General features: G+C 67.8%; 14 protein-coding genes. 2 read left to right on the top strand and 12 right to left on the bottom strand.

The window, feature by feature from the left end:
• Window positions 1-30 precede the first annotated feature (30 nt).
• Both ACXJLU_RS12500 and ACXJLU_RS12495 read left to right on the top strand, forming a co-directional pair.
• A complete protein-coding gene (locus tag ACXJLU_RS12500) occupies window positions 31-828 on the top strand; it encodes a type IV toxin-antitoxin system AbiEi family antitoxin domain-containing protein (protein ID WP_457331302.1) in 798 nt (265 codons plus the stop codon).
• On the top strand, window positions 825-2,066 hold the full coding sequence (locus ACXJLU_RS12495) for a nucleotidyl transferase AbiEii/AbiGii toxin family protein (RefSeq protein WP_457331300.1): 1,242 nt from the start codon (window positions 825-827) through the stop codon (window positions 2,064-2,066). Before ACXJLU_RS12500 ends, ACXJLU_RS12495 begins: the two co-directional genes overlap by 4 nt.
• Window positions 2,067-2,070: 4 nt before the next feature.
• Here ACXJLU_RS12495 and ACXJLU_RS12490 read toward each other — a convergent pair whose 3' ends face one another.
• From ACXJLU_RS12490 to tssA, 12 genes are all read right to left on the bottom strand, one after another.
• Entirely contained in the window at window positions 2,071-3,384 is a 1,314-nt protein-coding gene (locus ACXJLU_RS12490; protein ID WP_457331298.1) for a tetratricopeptide repeat protein, read from the bottom strand.
• 17 nt (window positions 3,385-3,401) lie between these two features.
• Entirely contained in the window at window positions 3,402-4,364 is a 963-nt protein-coding gene (locus tag ACXJLU_RS12485; protein WP_457331296.1) for a hypothetical protein, read from the bottom strand.
• Window positions 4,365-4,374: 10 nt separating this feature from the next.
• Window positions 4,375-7,092, bottom strand: coding sequence for a type VI secretion system ATPase TssH (gene tssH, locus ACXJLU_RS12480; RefSeq protein ID WP_457331294.1), 2,718 nt, complete (start codon window positions 7,090-7,092; stop codon window positions 4,375-4,377).
• Window positions 7,093-7,110: 18 nt separating this feature from the next.
• Complete coding sequence (gene tssG, locus ACXJLU_RS12475; RefSeq protein ID WP_457331292.1) at window positions 7,111-8,181, bottom strand: type VI secretion system baseplate subunit TssG; 1,071 nt, start codon at window positions 8,179-8,181, stop codon at window positions 7,111-7,113.
• On the bottom strand, window positions 8,178-10,046 hold the full coding sequence (gene tssF, locus ACXJLU_RS12470) for a type VI secretion system baseplate subunit TssF (protein ID WP_457331290.1): 1,869 nt from the start codon (window positions 10,044-10,046) through the stop codon (window positions 8,178-8,180). Before tssF ends, tssG begins: the two co-directional genes overlap by 4 nt.
• Window positions 10,047-10,059: 13 nt before the next feature.
• Window positions 10,060-10,581 carry a type VI secretion system baseplate subunit TssE gene (gene tssE / locus ACXJLU_RS12465; RefSeq protein WP_457331288.1) on the bottom strand — a complete coding sequence of 174 codons (522 nt, stop codon included), beginning with the start codon at window positions 10,579-10,581 and terminating at the stop codon, window positions 10,060-10,062.
• On the bottom strand, window positions 10,578-11,414 hold the full coding sequence (locus ACXJLU_RS12460) for a type VI secretion system accessory protein TagJ (RefSeq protein WP_457331286.1): 837 nt from the start codon (window positions 11,412-11,414) through the stop codon (window positions 10,578-10,580). Before ACXJLU_RS12460 ends, tssE begins: the two co-directional genes overlap by 4 nt.
• A gap of 1 nt (window position 11,415) precedes the next feature.
• Entirely contained in the window at window positions 11,416-11,904 is a 489-nt protein-coding gene (locus ACXJLU_RS12455; protein WP_457331284.1) for an Hcp family type VI secretion system effector, read from the bottom strand.
• Between the two features lie 89 nt (window positions 11,905-11,993).
• Window positions 11,994-12,476: an Hcp family type VI secretion system effector gene (locus tag ACXJLU_RS12450; RefSeq protein ID WP_073463634.1), complete on the bottom strand. Its 483-nt coding sequence runs from the start codon at window positions 12,474-12,476 to the stop codon at window positions 11,994-11,996.
• Between the two features lie 190 nt (window positions 12,477-12,666).
• Window positions 12,667-14,160 (bottom strand): type VI secretion system contractile sheath large subunit, encoded by a 1,494-nt coding sequence (tssC, locus tag ACXJLU_RS12445; protein WP_457331281.1) that lies wholly within the window; start codon window positions 14,158-14,160, stop codon window positions 12,667-12,669.
• Between the two features lie 25 nt (window positions 14,161-14,185).
• Window positions 14,186-14,698 carry a type VI secretion system contractile sheath small subunit gene (gene tssB, locus ACXJLU_RS12440; protein WP_073463630.1) on the bottom strand — a complete coding sequence of 171 codons (513 nt, stop codon included), beginning with the start codon at window positions 14,696-14,698 and terminating at the stop codon, window positions 14,186-14,188.
• Between the two features lie 50 nt (window positions 14,699-14,748).
• Window positions 14,749-15,768, bottom strand: a complete 1,020-nt coding sequence (gene tssA, locus ACXJLU_RS12435; RefSeq protein WP_457331279.1) for a type VI secretion system protein TssA — start codon at window positions 15,766-15,768, stop codon at window positions 14,749-14,751.
• Window positions 15,769-15,795 lie beyond the last annotated feature (27 nt).

The raw sequence follows: 15,795 nt of genomic DNA, 5'->3' as shown, positions 1-15,795 counted from the left end.
AATGGGAATTTCGCGTGTTATTTTGTAGTCATGAACGGAGTTTTACCAGCCAACAGGGCTCGTCTGGCCACAGTCCTGCGCGCCACAAAGGACGTGATTTCCATAGAGACTGCGGCGCAGTCGCTTGAACTCGACCGCAACGCAGCGGCGAAGCTTCTTTCCCGATGGTCCAGCCAAGGCTGGATGCGCCGCATCGGGCATGGACTGTATGTTCCCGTGCCACTCGACCTGGCAACAAGCAATCAGGTGGTCAGCGACCCGTGGGTGCTGGTGCCTTCTCTTTTCGGCGAGGCGTACATCGGCGGCTGGACTGCTGCCCACCATTGGGACCTCACGGAGCAACTGTTCAACGAAACCGTGGTCTTCACAACGCGGCGCGTCGGCGAGCACCGTGTGATTGCGCAGGGCGTGACCTTCCTCGCCCATCACCTTTCGAAGAAGCGCTACTTCGGCGTCAAAGCGGTGTGGCGCGGAACGACGCGAGTCAACCTTTCGGATCCTGCGCGCACGTTGATCGACATGCTCGCATTGCCGCAGACGGGAGGCGGCATTGATCACGTCGCAGACTGCCTTCTCGAGTATCGGAAGCTGCGCCATGCCGATCAGGAATTGTTGCTTGCGCACGCTGCGAATTTCGGCAACGGCGCCATCTTCAAACGCCTTGGCTTCCTGGCGGAAGTGCACCTTCACGATGAAGCGCTCGCTGCGGCCTGCCGCGAGCGCATGACCCAGGGCAATGCCAAGCTGGATCCCGGGCTGGACTGTGGTCAGCTCGTCACCGCGTGGAACCTGTGGGTTCCTGCACGCTGGAAGGAGCGGCTTGCATGATCGACAAGCGCGAGATTCTCGAGACAGCGTCATCGCTCGGCTTGCAGCCAAGCGTCGTCGAGAAGGACTATGTCCTCGGGTGGTTGCTGGCAGGGATTCACGCGCATCCGGAGCTCGCAGACGCATGGGTGTTCAAGGGCGGTACCTGCCTGAAGAAGTGCTACTTCGAGACCTACCGCTTCTCGGAGGACCTCGACTTCACGCTGCGCGATGAAGCCGGCCTCGATCAAGGCTTTCTGCGGCGCGTGCTGGGTGACGTTGTCGAGTGGGTGTCCGACGAGTCCGGCCTTGCTCTTCCTGCGGATCAACTGTCTTTCGACATCTACAAGAATCCGCGAGGCCGCCTTTCGTGCCAGGGCAAGGTTGGCTATCGCGGCCCCGTCTCGCCGACGTCGGGGGCGGGCGGTTGGCCGAAGATCAAGCTCGATCTCACGGCCGACGAAGCGCTCGTGCTTCCCTCTGTCAGGCGTGCTGTGTTCCACCCGTACACCGACAGTCCTGAAGGCGGCATGTGGATCAACAGCTATGCCTATGAAGAGGCGTTCGGCGAAAAGATCCGTGCACTTGGAGAGCGCACGCGTCCGCGTGATCTCTATGACGTCATCAACCTCTACCGCCACGGCGATACGCGGCCCTCGGCGGCATTGCTGCGCGATGTGCTGACAAGGAAGTGCGACTACAAAGGCATCGCCTTGCCCTCGCTCGAAAGCCTTGAACCGCACCGGAGCGATCTGGAAGCGATGTGGGACAACATGCTCGGCCATCAGTTGCCGGTGCTTCCGCCTGTCGCGGACTTCTGGGCGGCGTTGCCGGAGGTATTTGCCTGGATCATGGGTGGTGAGGAAGTGCCTCATCCCGCCGCGATCTCGACCAGTGGCGCCGAAATCACGGTCCGTACGCGTGAGCTTCCGCGTGGCATTCCGATGCGAACCCGAGGCCCGCTGGAGATCATTCGATTCGCAGCGGCCAATCACCTTTGCGTCGATCTGGCCTACGACGGCAGCGCGCGCCGGATCGAGCCGTACTCGCTCAGGGAAACGCGCGATGGGAATTTCGTTCTGTATGCGACACGCAGCGATTCCGGGGAGTCTCGCGCCTACAGGATCGACCGCATCCAGGGCGCGTCGGTCACCGATCAAGCATTCAGTCCACGCCATCTCATCGAATTGACGACTGAAGGACCTCTTTCCATTCCTCCGACAGCCCGCTCCGCCAACAGGGGACGGTCGAGCCGCTGATGCCTCACCGCCGAGCTGCCACCAACCACCCCGTCACCGGCTTCCCACCCTCCTGCCGCAGCGTCTCGCGGCCGATCTCCACCAGCGTGAACCCGTTCGCCGCCAGCGCCGCCTCCACGTGCGCCCGCGCATGCGCATAGCGGCCGTGCGGCTCCAGGTGGAACATCTCCGGGCGGTCGTCGGGCAGCGCCTCGACGGTGAACACCATCAGCCCGCCCGCCTTCACCGAGCCGCTCGCCGCCGCCATCAACGGCATCAGGTCGCCGAAGTAGCACAGCGTGTCGGCCGACAGCATCACGTCCCACTGGCCCGGTGATTCGCGCAGGAACTCGGTCAGCTCGGCCTTGTACAGGTCGCCGTAGACGCCCTTGGTCTGAGCGTGCTTCAGCATGCCGCCCGACAGGTCCACGCCGGCCAGCACGCGCGCCCACGGCGCCACCAGCGGGCCGCACAGGCCGGTGCCGCAACCGGCATCCAGCACGGTGAACTGCTTCGCCGCCGGCGGCAGCAGCCGCGCGAGCATCTGCGCGCACAGCTGCGGCGCGCGGTAGTCGAGCCGCTCGTTCAGCTGCGTCTCGAAGCTGTCGGCAAAGTGGTCGAAGGTGTATTCGACGTAGTCGTCCGAGGCCCGCTCCGGCGCACCGCTGCCGGAACACGCCGCGAACATGTGCTGCGCCATCGGGTGGCCCGGCTCCTCGGCCAGCCACTGGCGGAACACCTCGGCCGCCTCGCGCACCTTGCCCATCGTGTAGTAGGTCATGCCCAGCAGCTTGCGGCCGTCCGGGTGCTCGGGCAGCAGCTCGATCGACTTGCAGTACCAGCGGATCGACTCCGGCAGGTCGTCCTGCGCGGCCGCCAGCAACCCGAGGTTGTTGTGCGCGTTCAGGTGCCGCGGGTCGAGCTCGATCGCGCGCAGGTACGCGGCCCGCGCGTCGGCCGGGCGCTTCTGCGCGCGGTACAGCGAGCCGAGGTTGTTCTGCAGGTCGGCGCTGCCCGGCTGCAGCGCGCCCGCGCGCTCGTAGGCCGCGGTGGCCTCGGGCAGTTCGTGGCGCGACACATGGATGTTGCCGAGGTTGTTGTGGTAGCCCGCGTAATCAGGCACCAGCTCGATCGCGCGCCGGATCGACGCGATGCCTTCGTCGCCGCGGCCGGTCTGGTGCAGCACCATGCCCAGCAGGTGCAGCGCGTCGGGGTGGTCCGGCGCCACCGCGAGCACGCGGCGGTAGACCTGCTCGGCGCCTTCGAGCTGCTGGTTCTGGTGCAGCCCGATCGCGAACTGCAGCGCTTCGTCGAGGCCGAGGTCAGCGGGTTCGCTCACGGTGCGGTCCTCAGGACTCACATGTCCCCGAGCGTCGCGCCCAGGCGGTTGTTCGGCACGATCATCGGCACGCCGCCGCTCAGCAGCATCAGCACGTAGGCCAGCCGGGCGGCGCGCTTGTTGCCGTCGGTGAAGGCCTGCGTTGTGATGATCGCGCCCATCAGGTACAGCGCCAGCTCGTACCAGTCGTCGCTGCCCTGCGCCGGCATCGGCGAGGTGCTCAGGTCGGACAGCACGTCGCCCAGCACCTTCGCACCGCCGACGTTCGACGGGTACTTCTGCATGCCGGCGGCGTTGTTCCAGCCCCGATAGGCCGGTGCCAGCGGCACCATCCGCTGCCAGGCCGCCTGCAGCGGCGCGAGGTTGCCGCCCAGCGGGAAGCTGCCGTCGCGCTTGACCAGCCCGAGCAGCACCTGCGAGTAGGCCGACGCGTCGCCCTGCACGCCGTTCGTCAGCCAGGCCAGGCCCCGGGCCTGGTCGAGCGAGCGCTCGGAGCGCGGCGGCACCGCCGGCACGCCGGGCTTCGGGGCCACCGGTATCGGCGCCTGGTAGTAGCTGTCCTCGGACTGCGTCTCGGCCCGCAGCTGCGGCAGCAGCAGCTTGGAGCCGGCCTTGCCCTTCAAGCCGTTCGCGTAGGCCGCGCGCCGCTCGATCAGCTTCAGGTCCATCTCGAACATGCCCTCGATCGCGGTCATGAAGAAGTTCAGGCCGGCCGCATCGGCAAAGCGCAGCGCGCTCGGGTTGCCGAAGTTCGCATTGGTGCCGAAGTGCCAGAAGCCGTCGGCGCCCATCGCACGCAGCGATTCGGTGAAGGCGTTGTCGAACGCGACACCGGCCGGCAGCAGGCCCACTGCCTGGCTGTACTGCCGGTAGATCGGCCGCGGTCGCACCGTGTTGATGAACTGCGTCCTGTCCATCGTGACCGGGCCGGTCGGTGCAACGTACGGGGCGACCTTGGGCTTGCTGTCGAAGAGGGCCATGGATGTTTCCTCAGAACCCGTAGTGGAAGTTGTTGTCGACGACGCTGACCTTCACGCGCTCGATCGGCGTGCCGTCCATCATCCGCGTCAGGAATTCCTTCGAGATGTCCGGCAGCATCGTGTTGGTCAGGATCGCGTCGATCATGCGGCCGCCCGATTCGCTCTCGGTGCAGCGGCTCACGACCAGCTTGACCACGTCGTCGCCGACCTCGAACGGAATCTTGTAGCGCGTCTCGACGCGCTTCTTGATGCGCCCGAGCTGCAGCTTGACGATCTGCCCGAGCATCTCGTCCGACAGCGGGTAGTACGGGATCGTCACCAGCCGGCCGAGCAGCGCCGGCGGGAAGATCTTCAGCAGCGGCTCGCGCAGCGCCTTCGCCAGCCCCTCGGCCTCGGGCATCAGCTCCGGGTCCTTGCACATGTTGGCGATCAGCTCGGTACCGGCGTTCGTCGTCAGCAGGATCAGCGTGTTCTTGAAGTCGATGAAGCGGCCTTCGCCGTCTTCCATGAAGCCCTTGTCAAACACCTGGAAGAACATCTCGTGCACGTCGGGGTGCGCCTTCTCGACCTCGTCGAGCAGCACCACCGAATACGGCTTGCGCCGCACCGCCTCGGTCAGCACGCCGCCTTCGCCGTAGCCGACGTAGCCGGGGGGCGCGCCTTTCAGCGTCGAGACGGTGTGCGCCTCCTGGAACTCGCTCATGTTGATCGTGATCAGGTTCTGCTCACCGCCGTACAAGGCCTCGGCCAGCGCGAGCGCCGTCTCGGTCTTGCCGACGCCGGAGGTGCCGGCCAGCATGAAGACGCCGATCGGCTTGCTCGGGTTGTCGAGCCCGGCCCGCGAGGTCTGGATGCGCTTGGCGATCATCTCCATCGCATGGTCCTGGCCGATCACGCGCTGGCTCAGCAGCGACGCGACCTTCAGGATCGTTTCCATCTCGTTGCGCGCCATGCGGCCGACCGGGATGCCGGTCCAGTCGCCGACCACGCTGGCTACCGCCTGGTAGTCGACCGTCGGCAGGATCAGCGGGTGCTCGCCTTGCAGCGTGGCCAGCTCGGCCTGCACCTGCTTCAGCTCGGCCAGCGTCGCGGCGCGGTCTTCATCGGACAGCTTCGGTGTCTCGGCCGCCACCGTCGCTGCAACCTTCTCGGCGTTCTTCTCCAGCGCGCTGCCGGTGCCTTCGACCGCGCCGGCCGCGCCGCGCAGCTTCGAGCGCAGCGCGAGCAGCGTGTCGACCAGGCCCTTCTCGGCCGCCCAGCGCGTCTTCAGTTCGTCGAGCCGCTTGCGCTCGATGCCGAGCTGCTCGGTGACGAGCGCGCTGCGCTCGCGCGTGTCGATGCCGATCGCCGACTCGCGGCCGATGATGCCCTGCTCGGTCTCCAACGCCTCGATGCGCTTGCTGCAGTCGTCCACCTCGGCGGGCGTCGCATGCAGGCTCACCGCGACACGCGCGCACGCGGTGTCGAGCAGGCTGACCGATTTGTCCGGCAGCTGGCGCGCCGGGATGTAGCGGTGGCTCAGCTTCACCGCCGCCTCGAGCGCCTCGTCGAGGATCTGCACCTTGTGGTGCTTCTCCATCGTCGACGCCACGCCGCGCATCATCAGGATGGCCTTCGGCTCGTCCGGCTCGTCGACCTGCACGCTCTGGAAGCGCCGCGTCAGCGCCGGGTCTTTCTCGATGTACTTCTTGTACTCGGCGAAGGTGGTCGCGCCGATGGTGCGCAACTGGCCGCGCGCGAGCGCCGGCTTCAGCAGGTTGGCGGCATCGCCGGTGCCGGCCGCGCCGCCGGCGCCCACCAGCGTGTGCGTCTCGTCGATGAACAGGATGATGGGCTTCGCGCTCGCCTGCACCTCGTCGATCACCGAGCGCAGCCGCTGCTCGAACTCGCCCTTCATGCTGGCGCCGGCCTGCAGCAGGCCGACGTCGAGCGCGCGCAGTTCCACGTCCTTCAGGGCCGGCGGCACGTCGCCGCGCGCGATGCGCTGCGCGAAGCCCTCGACGATGGCGGTCTTGCCGACGCCGGCCTCGCCGACCAGGATCGGGTTGTTCTGGCGCCGGCGCATCAGGATGTCGACCACCTGGCGGATCTCGTCGTCGCGGCCGACGATCGGGTCCATCGTGCCGCCGCGGGCCTGCTCGGTCAGGTCGGTCGTGAAGCGCTTCAGCGCCTCCTGCTTGCCCATCGCCGCCGGCGCGATGGCCTCACTGGCCTCGCCCGGCGCGCCACCGTCGCTGGCGGCCTGCGCATGCTCGGGCGAGCTGGCCAGCAGCGAGCCGAAGCGGTCGATCAGGTCGTCGAGCTTGATGCGCTCGAACTGCTTGCTGATGGCCAGCAGCGCATTGCGCAGCGACGGCGTCTTCAGCGCGCCCACCAGCAGGTAGCCGGTGCGCACCTGGCGGTCGCCGAACATCAGCGAGCCGTAGACCCAGCCGCGCTCGACCGCGTTCTCGACGATGCTCGACAGGTCGGTCACCGAGGTGGCGCCGCGCGGCAGCCGGTCGAGCGACTGCGTCAGGTCGGCCACCAGCTGCGCGCCGTCGAGCTCGTAGTGCTTGACGATGCGGTGCAGGTCGCTGTCGTTGCCGTTGAGGATCTGGTAGATCCAGTGCTGCAGCTCGACGTACGGGTTGCCGCGCAGCTTGCAGAACACCGTGGCGCCTTCGATGGCCTTGTAGGCGATCGGGTTGAGCTTGCCGAAGAGGGCGGTGCGACTGATTTCAGCCATGGTCGTTCCTTGGGTCCCTTAGGTGGAGGAATGCGAACCAGCGGCATGCATCTGCGCCGGGTTCAGGAGGAGTTCGCCGCGGTCGGGATGCGGTGTCTTGCGGCCGAGCCAGCTGGTCAGCCCGAGCGCGGCCGGGGCGGCGTTCGACAGGCCGAGTGCCGGCACCGCGCTGCCCTGCAGGATTAGCCGCAGGTCCCACAGCATCTCGAAGCCGAGCAGCTGGCGCATCCAGTCGCGCAGCTCGACGAGCGAGCGCTGGCCGGGCAGGAACTGGCGGTACTGCGCGAGCGTCAGCGGGCCGATGTGCAGCCGCAGCTTGTACTGGCGGTCCCAGACCTTGCTGCCGGCCACTGCCGAGACACCGAGCGCCGCGCCCATGCTGCCGCGGCCGCCGAGGCGGGTGCGGTCTTCGGGGCGCAGCGGCAGCCAGTGGCCGACGTGCGCCTCGACGCGGATCGGCACCGCGAAGTACTGGCGCAGCACCTTGACGATCGATTCGGGCCGGCGCGTCGCGCTCGCCAGGTGGCCGCCCACGAAGCGCTTGGCGGCATCGGGCACCTGGTCGGCGCGGCGCAGCGTGGCGGGCGCCTGGCCGAACAGCGCGCTGACCCACTTGGCGAACTGGTCGTCGCTCGCGCGGTCGGCCTGCACGGCCGGCTGCGACTGCGCCCAGGCGCGGTAGAACAGCAGCAGCATGCGGTGGTGGAACATGTCGGCGAAGCGCGCGAAGGTGGCGTCGCCGTGGTTGCGCAGCCGGTCGCGCGCGTGTTCGGTGTAGTGCAGCGGCAGCGGCCCCATCGGGCCGAACAGCCCGAAGAAGCGCACGCCGATGCGCGGCACGTTGCGCTCGTTCGCTTCGAACGACATCACGCCGGCCGGCGCGAAATCGAGCTCCGGGTCCTGGCCCAGCCGCACCGGCTCGGCGCCGGGCCGCAGCGCCGAGCCGAGCCGCGGCGACTGCGGCCACAGCGCGTCGATCTGGCGCATCACCGCGAAGAAGTCGTGCGCCCAAGGCTGCTTCGCGATCTCGTCGAACAGCCGGGTGCGGCGTTCGTGCAGGGCCTGTGGGTCGGGCGGCGGCGTGCTCACAGCATCGCCTTCGATCCGATGCGCGGTTGCGATCGGAGGATCTCGCCGCGCGTCGCCGAGCGGACGATGGTTTCTGAAAAGCTGTTGGCCGACGCATGCCGGGCGTAGAAGTGCTCCAGCACGCAGCCGAGCAAAAAGGCGCTCGAGCCCTGGAAGCCGAGCTCGTCGACGGTGGTCGTCACCTCGACGCCGCAGCCGAAGGTCAGCGGCCCGGGGAAGGGCAGGCGGCGCACCACCGCGCGCGCGTCCACCTCCTGGATGCCCTCGACCTGCTTGGCCCAGCTGACGTCCTGCTCCGGCCCGTGCAGCGCCATCAGGCTGCGCAGCGCCGAGGCGGCGCGGCGCGGGTCTTCGCCGGCGATGCTCAGGTAGTTCAGCGTCAACAGGCTCACCAGCGACCAGCCGACATCGCCGCGCGCGATGCGCTGCACCGGCCGCGACGGGCCGCGCATCGTCTCGATGCGGCCGGCCGGCCCGGCGACGTCGAGCGCCCAGGTGCTGGCCGAGCCGGGCAGCAGCGTCGGCAGGTCGCGGTTGGTGACCAGCGCGGTCAGCGAGACCTGGCGGATGTCTTCGCGGTACGGTGCGTTGCGCGGGTCGACCAGCGACAGGAACACCTCCTGGCCGATGTAGGCCGAGCGCGGGCCTTCGAGGCGCTGCCGGCTCGACAGCAGGCGCGGCTCGCGGCGCAGCGTGTAGAACGCGCCGTGGTTGCGCGACTCTTCGTGGAAGGTGGCATACAGCGGCAGAAAGCGCTGCTCGGCGACCTGGCCGGTGCCGAAGCCGGTCACGCTCTCGATCGTGTGGACCTCGTAGTCCATCGGCCGCGTGCGGTCGGGCACCGCATGGTGCTCGAAGCTGCCCGGGCCGAGCTGGATGCGATCGAGCCGCTTCGGGAACAGGTTGATCGCCGGCGTGCAATACAGCGCGAGGCTGTTCGCATCGACCAGCGATTCGAGCGCCGGCTCGCCGCGCCCGAACAGCAGCACGATCTCGCATTCGCTGCTCTCGATGCGCGCCAGCCGCCGCGCCAAGTCGGTGACCGAGAAGAACAGGAAGCGCTGCGGCAGCGCCGCGTATTCCTGCAGCAGCCGGTGGCCGCTGAAGCCGCGCAGCGTGTCGGGCAGCAGCGCCTGGTCGTCGTCGTAGCCGACAGCCTCGACCGACGCGGCGTCGGCATAGCCCTGGTTCGGCGAACGCGACGCGCCGCCCTGCACCCAGGTCGCGAGGCTCGCGCCCAGCACCAGCTCGTGCAGGCGGAACGCGACGTCGTCGCCGGCGCTGATGTAGAAGCTCAGCTGCTCCATCGGCAGCTGGCTGAACTTGAGGCCGGCGCTCGCCTTCAGCCGGATGCGCAGCCCGCCGCGCACCTGGCGGGCCGGCGGCAGGTGTGCGATCGGCAGGTCGGGCGCGTGCGTGAAGTACTGCACCGCGTCGATCTCGACCGGCCACAGCGTCACGTCGTGCGCGGTGCGGAATTCGCAGCGGGTGTTCTGGCCGCGCAGCATGTCGCTGTGCAGCGCGCTGCCGCGCTTCACGCTGAAGCCGCGCGCCAGGTTCGGGTCGAGCGGATCGGGCCGCATGCGCGCGATCATCGTCGACGGCATCGGCGACAGGAAGCCGGGGTAGACGGTCTCGAGCAGGTGCTGGATCAGCCGCGGGTGCTCGGCGTCGATCTTCAGCTGCACGCGCGCAGCCAGGAAGGCGAAGCCCTCCAGCAGGCGCTCGACATACGGGTCGGTGACCTCGACGCCGTCCATCGACAGGCGCGCGGCGATCTTCGGGAACTCTTTCGCGAACTCGGCGCCGACCTCTTTCAGGTGGCCGAGTTCGTCGTTGTACAGGCGCAGGAGATTCGGATCCATGCTGGCGGGCGCGTCAGGTCTTGCGTTTGAGGCTGCTGCTCGCGGCGTCGCGCACCTGGATCTGGCCGGCTTCCAGGTCGACCTGGGTGCGCAGCAGCAGCTCCAGCGGCACCGGCTGGGCCCACATGAAGCCGCGGATCTCGAACTCGATCACGTTGTGCGTGTCGAGCACGCTGGACGGCTCGAGCGCACGCACGTCGAGCGAGTCTTCCATCACGCGCGGCTCGAAGCGCAGGATGGCCTGCTTGATGGTGCGTTCGAGCAGCGGCACGTCGATGCGCGACGCGAGCTGGCCCGACATCGGCGGCAGCCCGAAGTTGATCACCGATTCGCCCGCCAGCGGGTACTGCTCCGACAGCAGCGGCATCGGCTTCACGGCATTCAGCAGCCACGACAGGTCGCGCAGCACCGCCTCGCGGATCTGCGCCTTGTTCATCACGCGGCTGTCGTCCGACTCGACGCGCGAATGCGGCTCGAGGTCGGTCAGGCGGTCGAGCAGGACCGGCTGCAGGCGATCACGTACCTCTTGGGTCACGGTGCAACGGGGTCGTCGTCGTCGGGCACCGGCAGCGGATCGAGCGTGATCTCGCGCACCGCGAGCAGGTCGCTGTCGTGCTCGCCGAGCGCCAGCACGCGCTGGCCGATGCCGCGGAAGTGCTCTTCATTCAGTGCCTGCCACTCGGTGCGGCGCGCCAGCTGCGCGAGCGCATCGCCTTCGGTCGCGGTGCCGGGGTAGCGGGTCGGGATCAACGCGACCGACTGGCCGCCGTTGGTGAATTCGAGCTGCGCGGCGCTCCATACCATGTCGCGCAGGTCGGCCGGTTCCTCGATCGTGATCTTCGCCAGCGCGCTGAACGGCACCCAGCAGTAGCGGCCGTTGATCAGCGCCTCGAGCACCGGGCCGAGCCGCGAATCGGCATCGGCGATCCAGTCGAACGGCTGGCCGTTCAGCGTGCCCGGCGTCGGCGGCGCGGCCTCGAACGCATCGGTGCGCAGCTTCGCGGCCAGCGCCGCATCGCCCCGCGCATCGGCCATCAGCGCCTCGACCAGCCAGGCCACCCAGGCCTGCGGTCGGCCGAACACCATCGGCGTGGTCTTGCCGGCAAACACCGCCTCGCGCAGCGTCTCGCACTTCAGCGCCTCGCGGTAGGTGTTGACCATCGGCAGCGTCGACGCGTCGAGCTCGCCGCACACCTCCAGCTGCGTCATCGCGCGCGGCCACTGGCCGAGCACGCACAGCAGCTGGAACAGGAAGACGCGCAGCTTCGGGTCCGCCGGCTTGGCGCGCACGCCATCCTGCAGGCTCTTCAATGCGGCATCGGTGCGGCCCTCTTTCAGGGCCTGCTCGGCAGCTTGGACGGGCGTCATGTCAAGCTGCCTGTACTTCGTTCTCGAAGGTGTTGACGCCCTTGGCGGCGCCTGCCAAGTCCTGTGCGCGGTACTCGACCTTCACCTTGAAGAACGCGATGCGGATCTCCTCGATCAGCTCCGGTGCGCCATCGGTCTCGTTGCGCAGCCGGTGCGACAGGATGCGCGCCTTCTCGGCGGTGATCGTCAGGTACGGGATCGATGCGGCGCCGCCGGCCTTGTGCACCGCCAGCGTCGCCTTCTTGATGACTTCATTGCTGCGCAGCGCCGACATCAGGCCGGTGCTGGCCGAATCGACGCGCTTGCGCACGACCAGTTCCTGCATCGTCGTGCGGGCGGCCGCGCTGCCGAAGGCCGTGGCATTGCCGTCCAGGCCCCAGCTCCAGCCGACGACCTCGATCTCGTCGGTGTGATTGGCATCGCGCGATTCGCCCTTGATCGGGCCCTGCGCCGTGCCCTCGACCTTCAGGTACATGTCGGCCTTGGCCATGGTCTTTCCTTGCTGGCGTTTTCAAAAAGGGATCGCCACGAAAAGGCCCGAAGGCCGATCCGTGGCGTGCGCAGGAAGCCTGCGACCGATCACTTGACTTCGTTCTTCTCGCGATCGATGCCGACGGTGCTGGTGGAACCCTTGCCGCCGGTGTCCGACTGCGTGGTGTATTCCATCTTGAACTTCGCGAAGTTCAGGCTGATGTTTTCCGTCAGCCGGTCTTCACCACCGCTGCCGCCGGTCGACAGCGACGACACGATGACGCTCTCGAGCGTGATCTTGATGTACTCGAGCGGCTTGTCGCCGGCCTTGCGCACGGTCAGCACGGCCTGCTTGATGTGCGTGCCCTTGAAGCTGGCCATCGCCAGTGCGGTCGACGATGCGTCGACGTACTTGGTCAGCGACAGGTCCTGGATGCTGACCTTGCCCGAACCGCCGCCGGCGCCGTTGCCGAACGAGGCGCTCTGTGCGCAGCCCCAGTTCCATGCCAGGACGTCGATCTCGTCCTTGTGCGAGCTGTCCTTCGACTCGCCCTTGATGTCACCGATCTTGATGAACATGTCTACAGCCATGATGCTTCTCCTTCAACTAAGTTGACCCGCTTGTGGGATGCCGGGAGAGGGGTGCCGCGACGTCTGGGTGATTCCGTCGCGCGCCCGGCGTTTCTGTTTCGTTTCCCGGCAAGCTGAACCTCCCGGGCTGCGATTCGCGCGGCACGCCGTGGGAGGTTCCACGTCGGCCACGCTTTCCTGCACCTGTGTGTCAGGCCACCTTCTGCGAGGGCAGCTTCGACACCAGGCGCAGAGACACTGTCAAACCTTCCAGCTGGTAGTGGGGGCGCAGGAAGAACTTCGAGCTGTAGTAGCCCGGGTTGCCCTCGACCTCTTCCACCACCACCTCGGCCGCCGCCAGCGGGCGACGTGCCTTGGTGTCTTCCGACGAGTGGGCAGGATCCCCATCGACGTAATTCATGATCCAGTCCTGCAGCCAGCGCTGCACTTCGTCGCGCTCCTTGAACGAGCCCACCTTGTCGCGCACGATGCACTTCAGGTAGTGCGCGAAGCGGCAGGTCGCGAACAGGTACGGCAGGCGCGCGGCCAGGTTGGCGTTGGCGCTCGCGTCCGGGTCGTCGTACTCGGCCGGCTTCTGCAGCGACTGCGCACCGATGAAGGCCGCGAAGTCGGAGTTCTTGCGGTGCACCAGCGGCATGAAGCCGTTCTTGGCCAGCTCGGCCTCGCGCCGGTCGCTGATCGCGATCTCGGTCGGGCACTTCATGTCGACACCGCCGTCGTCGGTCGGGAAGGTATGCGTCGGCAGGCCTTCGACCGCACCGCCCGACTCGATGCCGCGGATGCGGGAGCACCAGCCGTACTGTTTGAAAGAACGATTGATGTTGACCGCCATCGCGTACGCCGAGTTCGCCCAGGTGTACTTGGTGTGGTCGGCGCCGCCGGTGTCTTCTTCGAAGTTGAATGCCTCGACCGGGTTGGTCTTCGCGCCGTACGGGATGCGCGCCAGGAAGCGCGGCATCGCGAGGCCGATGTAGCGGGCGTCGTCCGATTCGCGCAGCGAGCGCCAGCCGGCGTATTCGGGCGTCGTGAAGATCTTGCTCAGGTCGCGCGGGTTCGCGAGTTCCTGCCACGAGCCCATCTGCATCAGGCCCGGGTCGGCGGCGGCGATGAACGGCGAGTGGGCCGCAGCCGAGACCTTGGCGATCTCGCCCAGCAGCTCGACGTCGGGCGGGGTCTGGCCGAAGTAGTAGTCGCCGACCAGGCAGCCGAAGGGTTCGCCGCCGAACTGGCCGAACTCTTCTTCATAGACGCGCTTGAAGATCGGGCTCTGGTCCCAGGCCGTGCCCTTGTAGCGCTTCAGCGTCTTGCCGAGTTCCTGCTTGCTGATGTTCATCACGCGGATCTTCAGCTGCTCGTCGCTCTCGGTGTTGTTGACGAGGTGGTGCAGCCCGCGCCACGCGCTTTCCAGTTGCTGGAATTCGGGGTGGTGCATGATCAGGTTGATCTGCTCGCTGAGCTTCTTGTCGAGCTCGGCGATCATCGCCTCGATCGAGTTGACGACATCGGTGCCGATCAGCTTGGTCTGCGACAGCGCCTGCTGCGCCAGCGTCAGGATGGCCGTCTCGACCGCGGATTTCGCCTCGTCGCTCTTGGGCTTGAATTCCTTGTTCAACAGGCTCGCGAAATCGCCGCCCTGGAATTCGACGCCCTGCAGCGCGGAGGATTGGTTCTGTGCTTCTGCCATGTCTTTCTCCTGTGACGCGCTGCGCTTACTCGGCCTTCGGCTCGTCGCCGGCCTTCTTGGCCCCGGCCAGGCTGCTCAGCAGCGCCGGGTCGGCCATCACCTTGGCCAGCAGTTCCTCGGCGCCGCTCTTGCCGTCCATGTAGGTGATCAGGTTCGACAGCTGCTGGCGGGCTTCGAGCAGCTTGCGCAGCGCGTCGTTGTTGCGCGCGATGGCGGCCGGCGAGAAGTCGTCCATGCTGTTGAAGGTGAGGTCGACGCTGACGTTGCCTTCGCCGGTCAGCGTGTTGGGCACCTGGAACGCGACGCGCGGCTTCATCGACTTCATGCGGCTGTCGAAGTTGTCGACGTCGAACTCGAGGAACTTGCGGTCGGCCACGGGCGCGAGCGGATCGGCCGGCTTGCCCGACAAGTCGGACAGCACGCCCATCACGAACGGGAGCTGCACCTTCTTCTCGGCGCCGTAGAGCTCCACGTCGTATTCGATCTGGACGCGCGGCGCACGGTTGCGGGCGATGAATTTCTGACTGCTGGTGGCCATGGTGGACTCCTCTGGGGCGGGTTCGGTGGTTTAGGGCCTGTTGACCTGGTTCACTGGTCGGGACTGCCGGCGATGCGTTCGACCTGGCCGAGGCCGTCGGACGCGAGGTCGCGGATGATGTCCATGAAATTCTTGCCCATCAGCCGCTGCGCGCGGCGGATCAGCAGCGGCGCCGGGTTGCTGGGCTCGTTGCGTTCGATCCATTCGCAGACGCGGTCGAGCGTGCGGCTCACGTCTTCGCGGCTGCGCAGTGCGCCGACCGCGACGGCGCTGCCGCCGGTGGCCGCGCCGCCGGCATCGGCGCCGTCGCCGGCTTCAGCGGCGGCCGCGTCGGCATCGGAGGCCAGCGCCTGCGCGGCGGCGCTCGCCAGGCACTGGGCCAGCACGCGCAGCGGACGCAGCTCGGGGCCCTGGCTGCCGCCGACCTTGTCGATCAGCACCGCCTCGATGCGGGCCATCTCGTCGCCGGTCTGCTTCAGCGCGGCCAGCGTGCCGGGGGTCTGCGCCTCGGCCGCCTTCAGCGCCTGCTGCACGCCTTCGGCCGTGGGCACGGTTTCGCTGCTGCCGGGCTGGGCCTTGCCGGCGGCGAGTTCGATCTGGCGCACGGTGAGCTGGGAGCGGCCGCCGCCGACCGGGGCGTGGCGCAGGTCAGCGAGGCCGAACGACGGGTCGACCAGCGGCGCCAGCGCGTTCAGGCGCATCGTCGGGTCGTTGTTGTCGTCGGCGTCGAGCAGCGGGTAGGCGTGGTCCCAGTGGCGTTCCAGCAGGCCGGCGATCAGCGCCAGCGCGCCGGCATAGACCGTCACGCCGTGCTGGCGGGCGCCGGAGCGGGCCAGCAGCACCGCCACGCGCAGGTCGCGGGTGCGTTCGGCGAGCTGGCGGGATTGCTCGAACACGGTGCGCCAATCGGGGTCTTCGGCCGGGATCACGGTGTCGCCGAACTGCTGCTCGGGCTTGCCGCGCGAGGCTTCTTCCAGCGCGAGGAACGCCGGGTCGTACTCCAGATCGGGCCCGCAGGGCGCGTCGTCGGAGAGCGGCGCCAGCAGTTCTTCGACGGGGAGGGCGTTCATGGAGGTGCGCGACGGCAGACAGTGACG

The organism is Rhizobacter sp. P5_C2, assembly GCF_054049715.1.
This window is presented reverse-complemented; position numbering and strand designations above follow the sequence as displayed.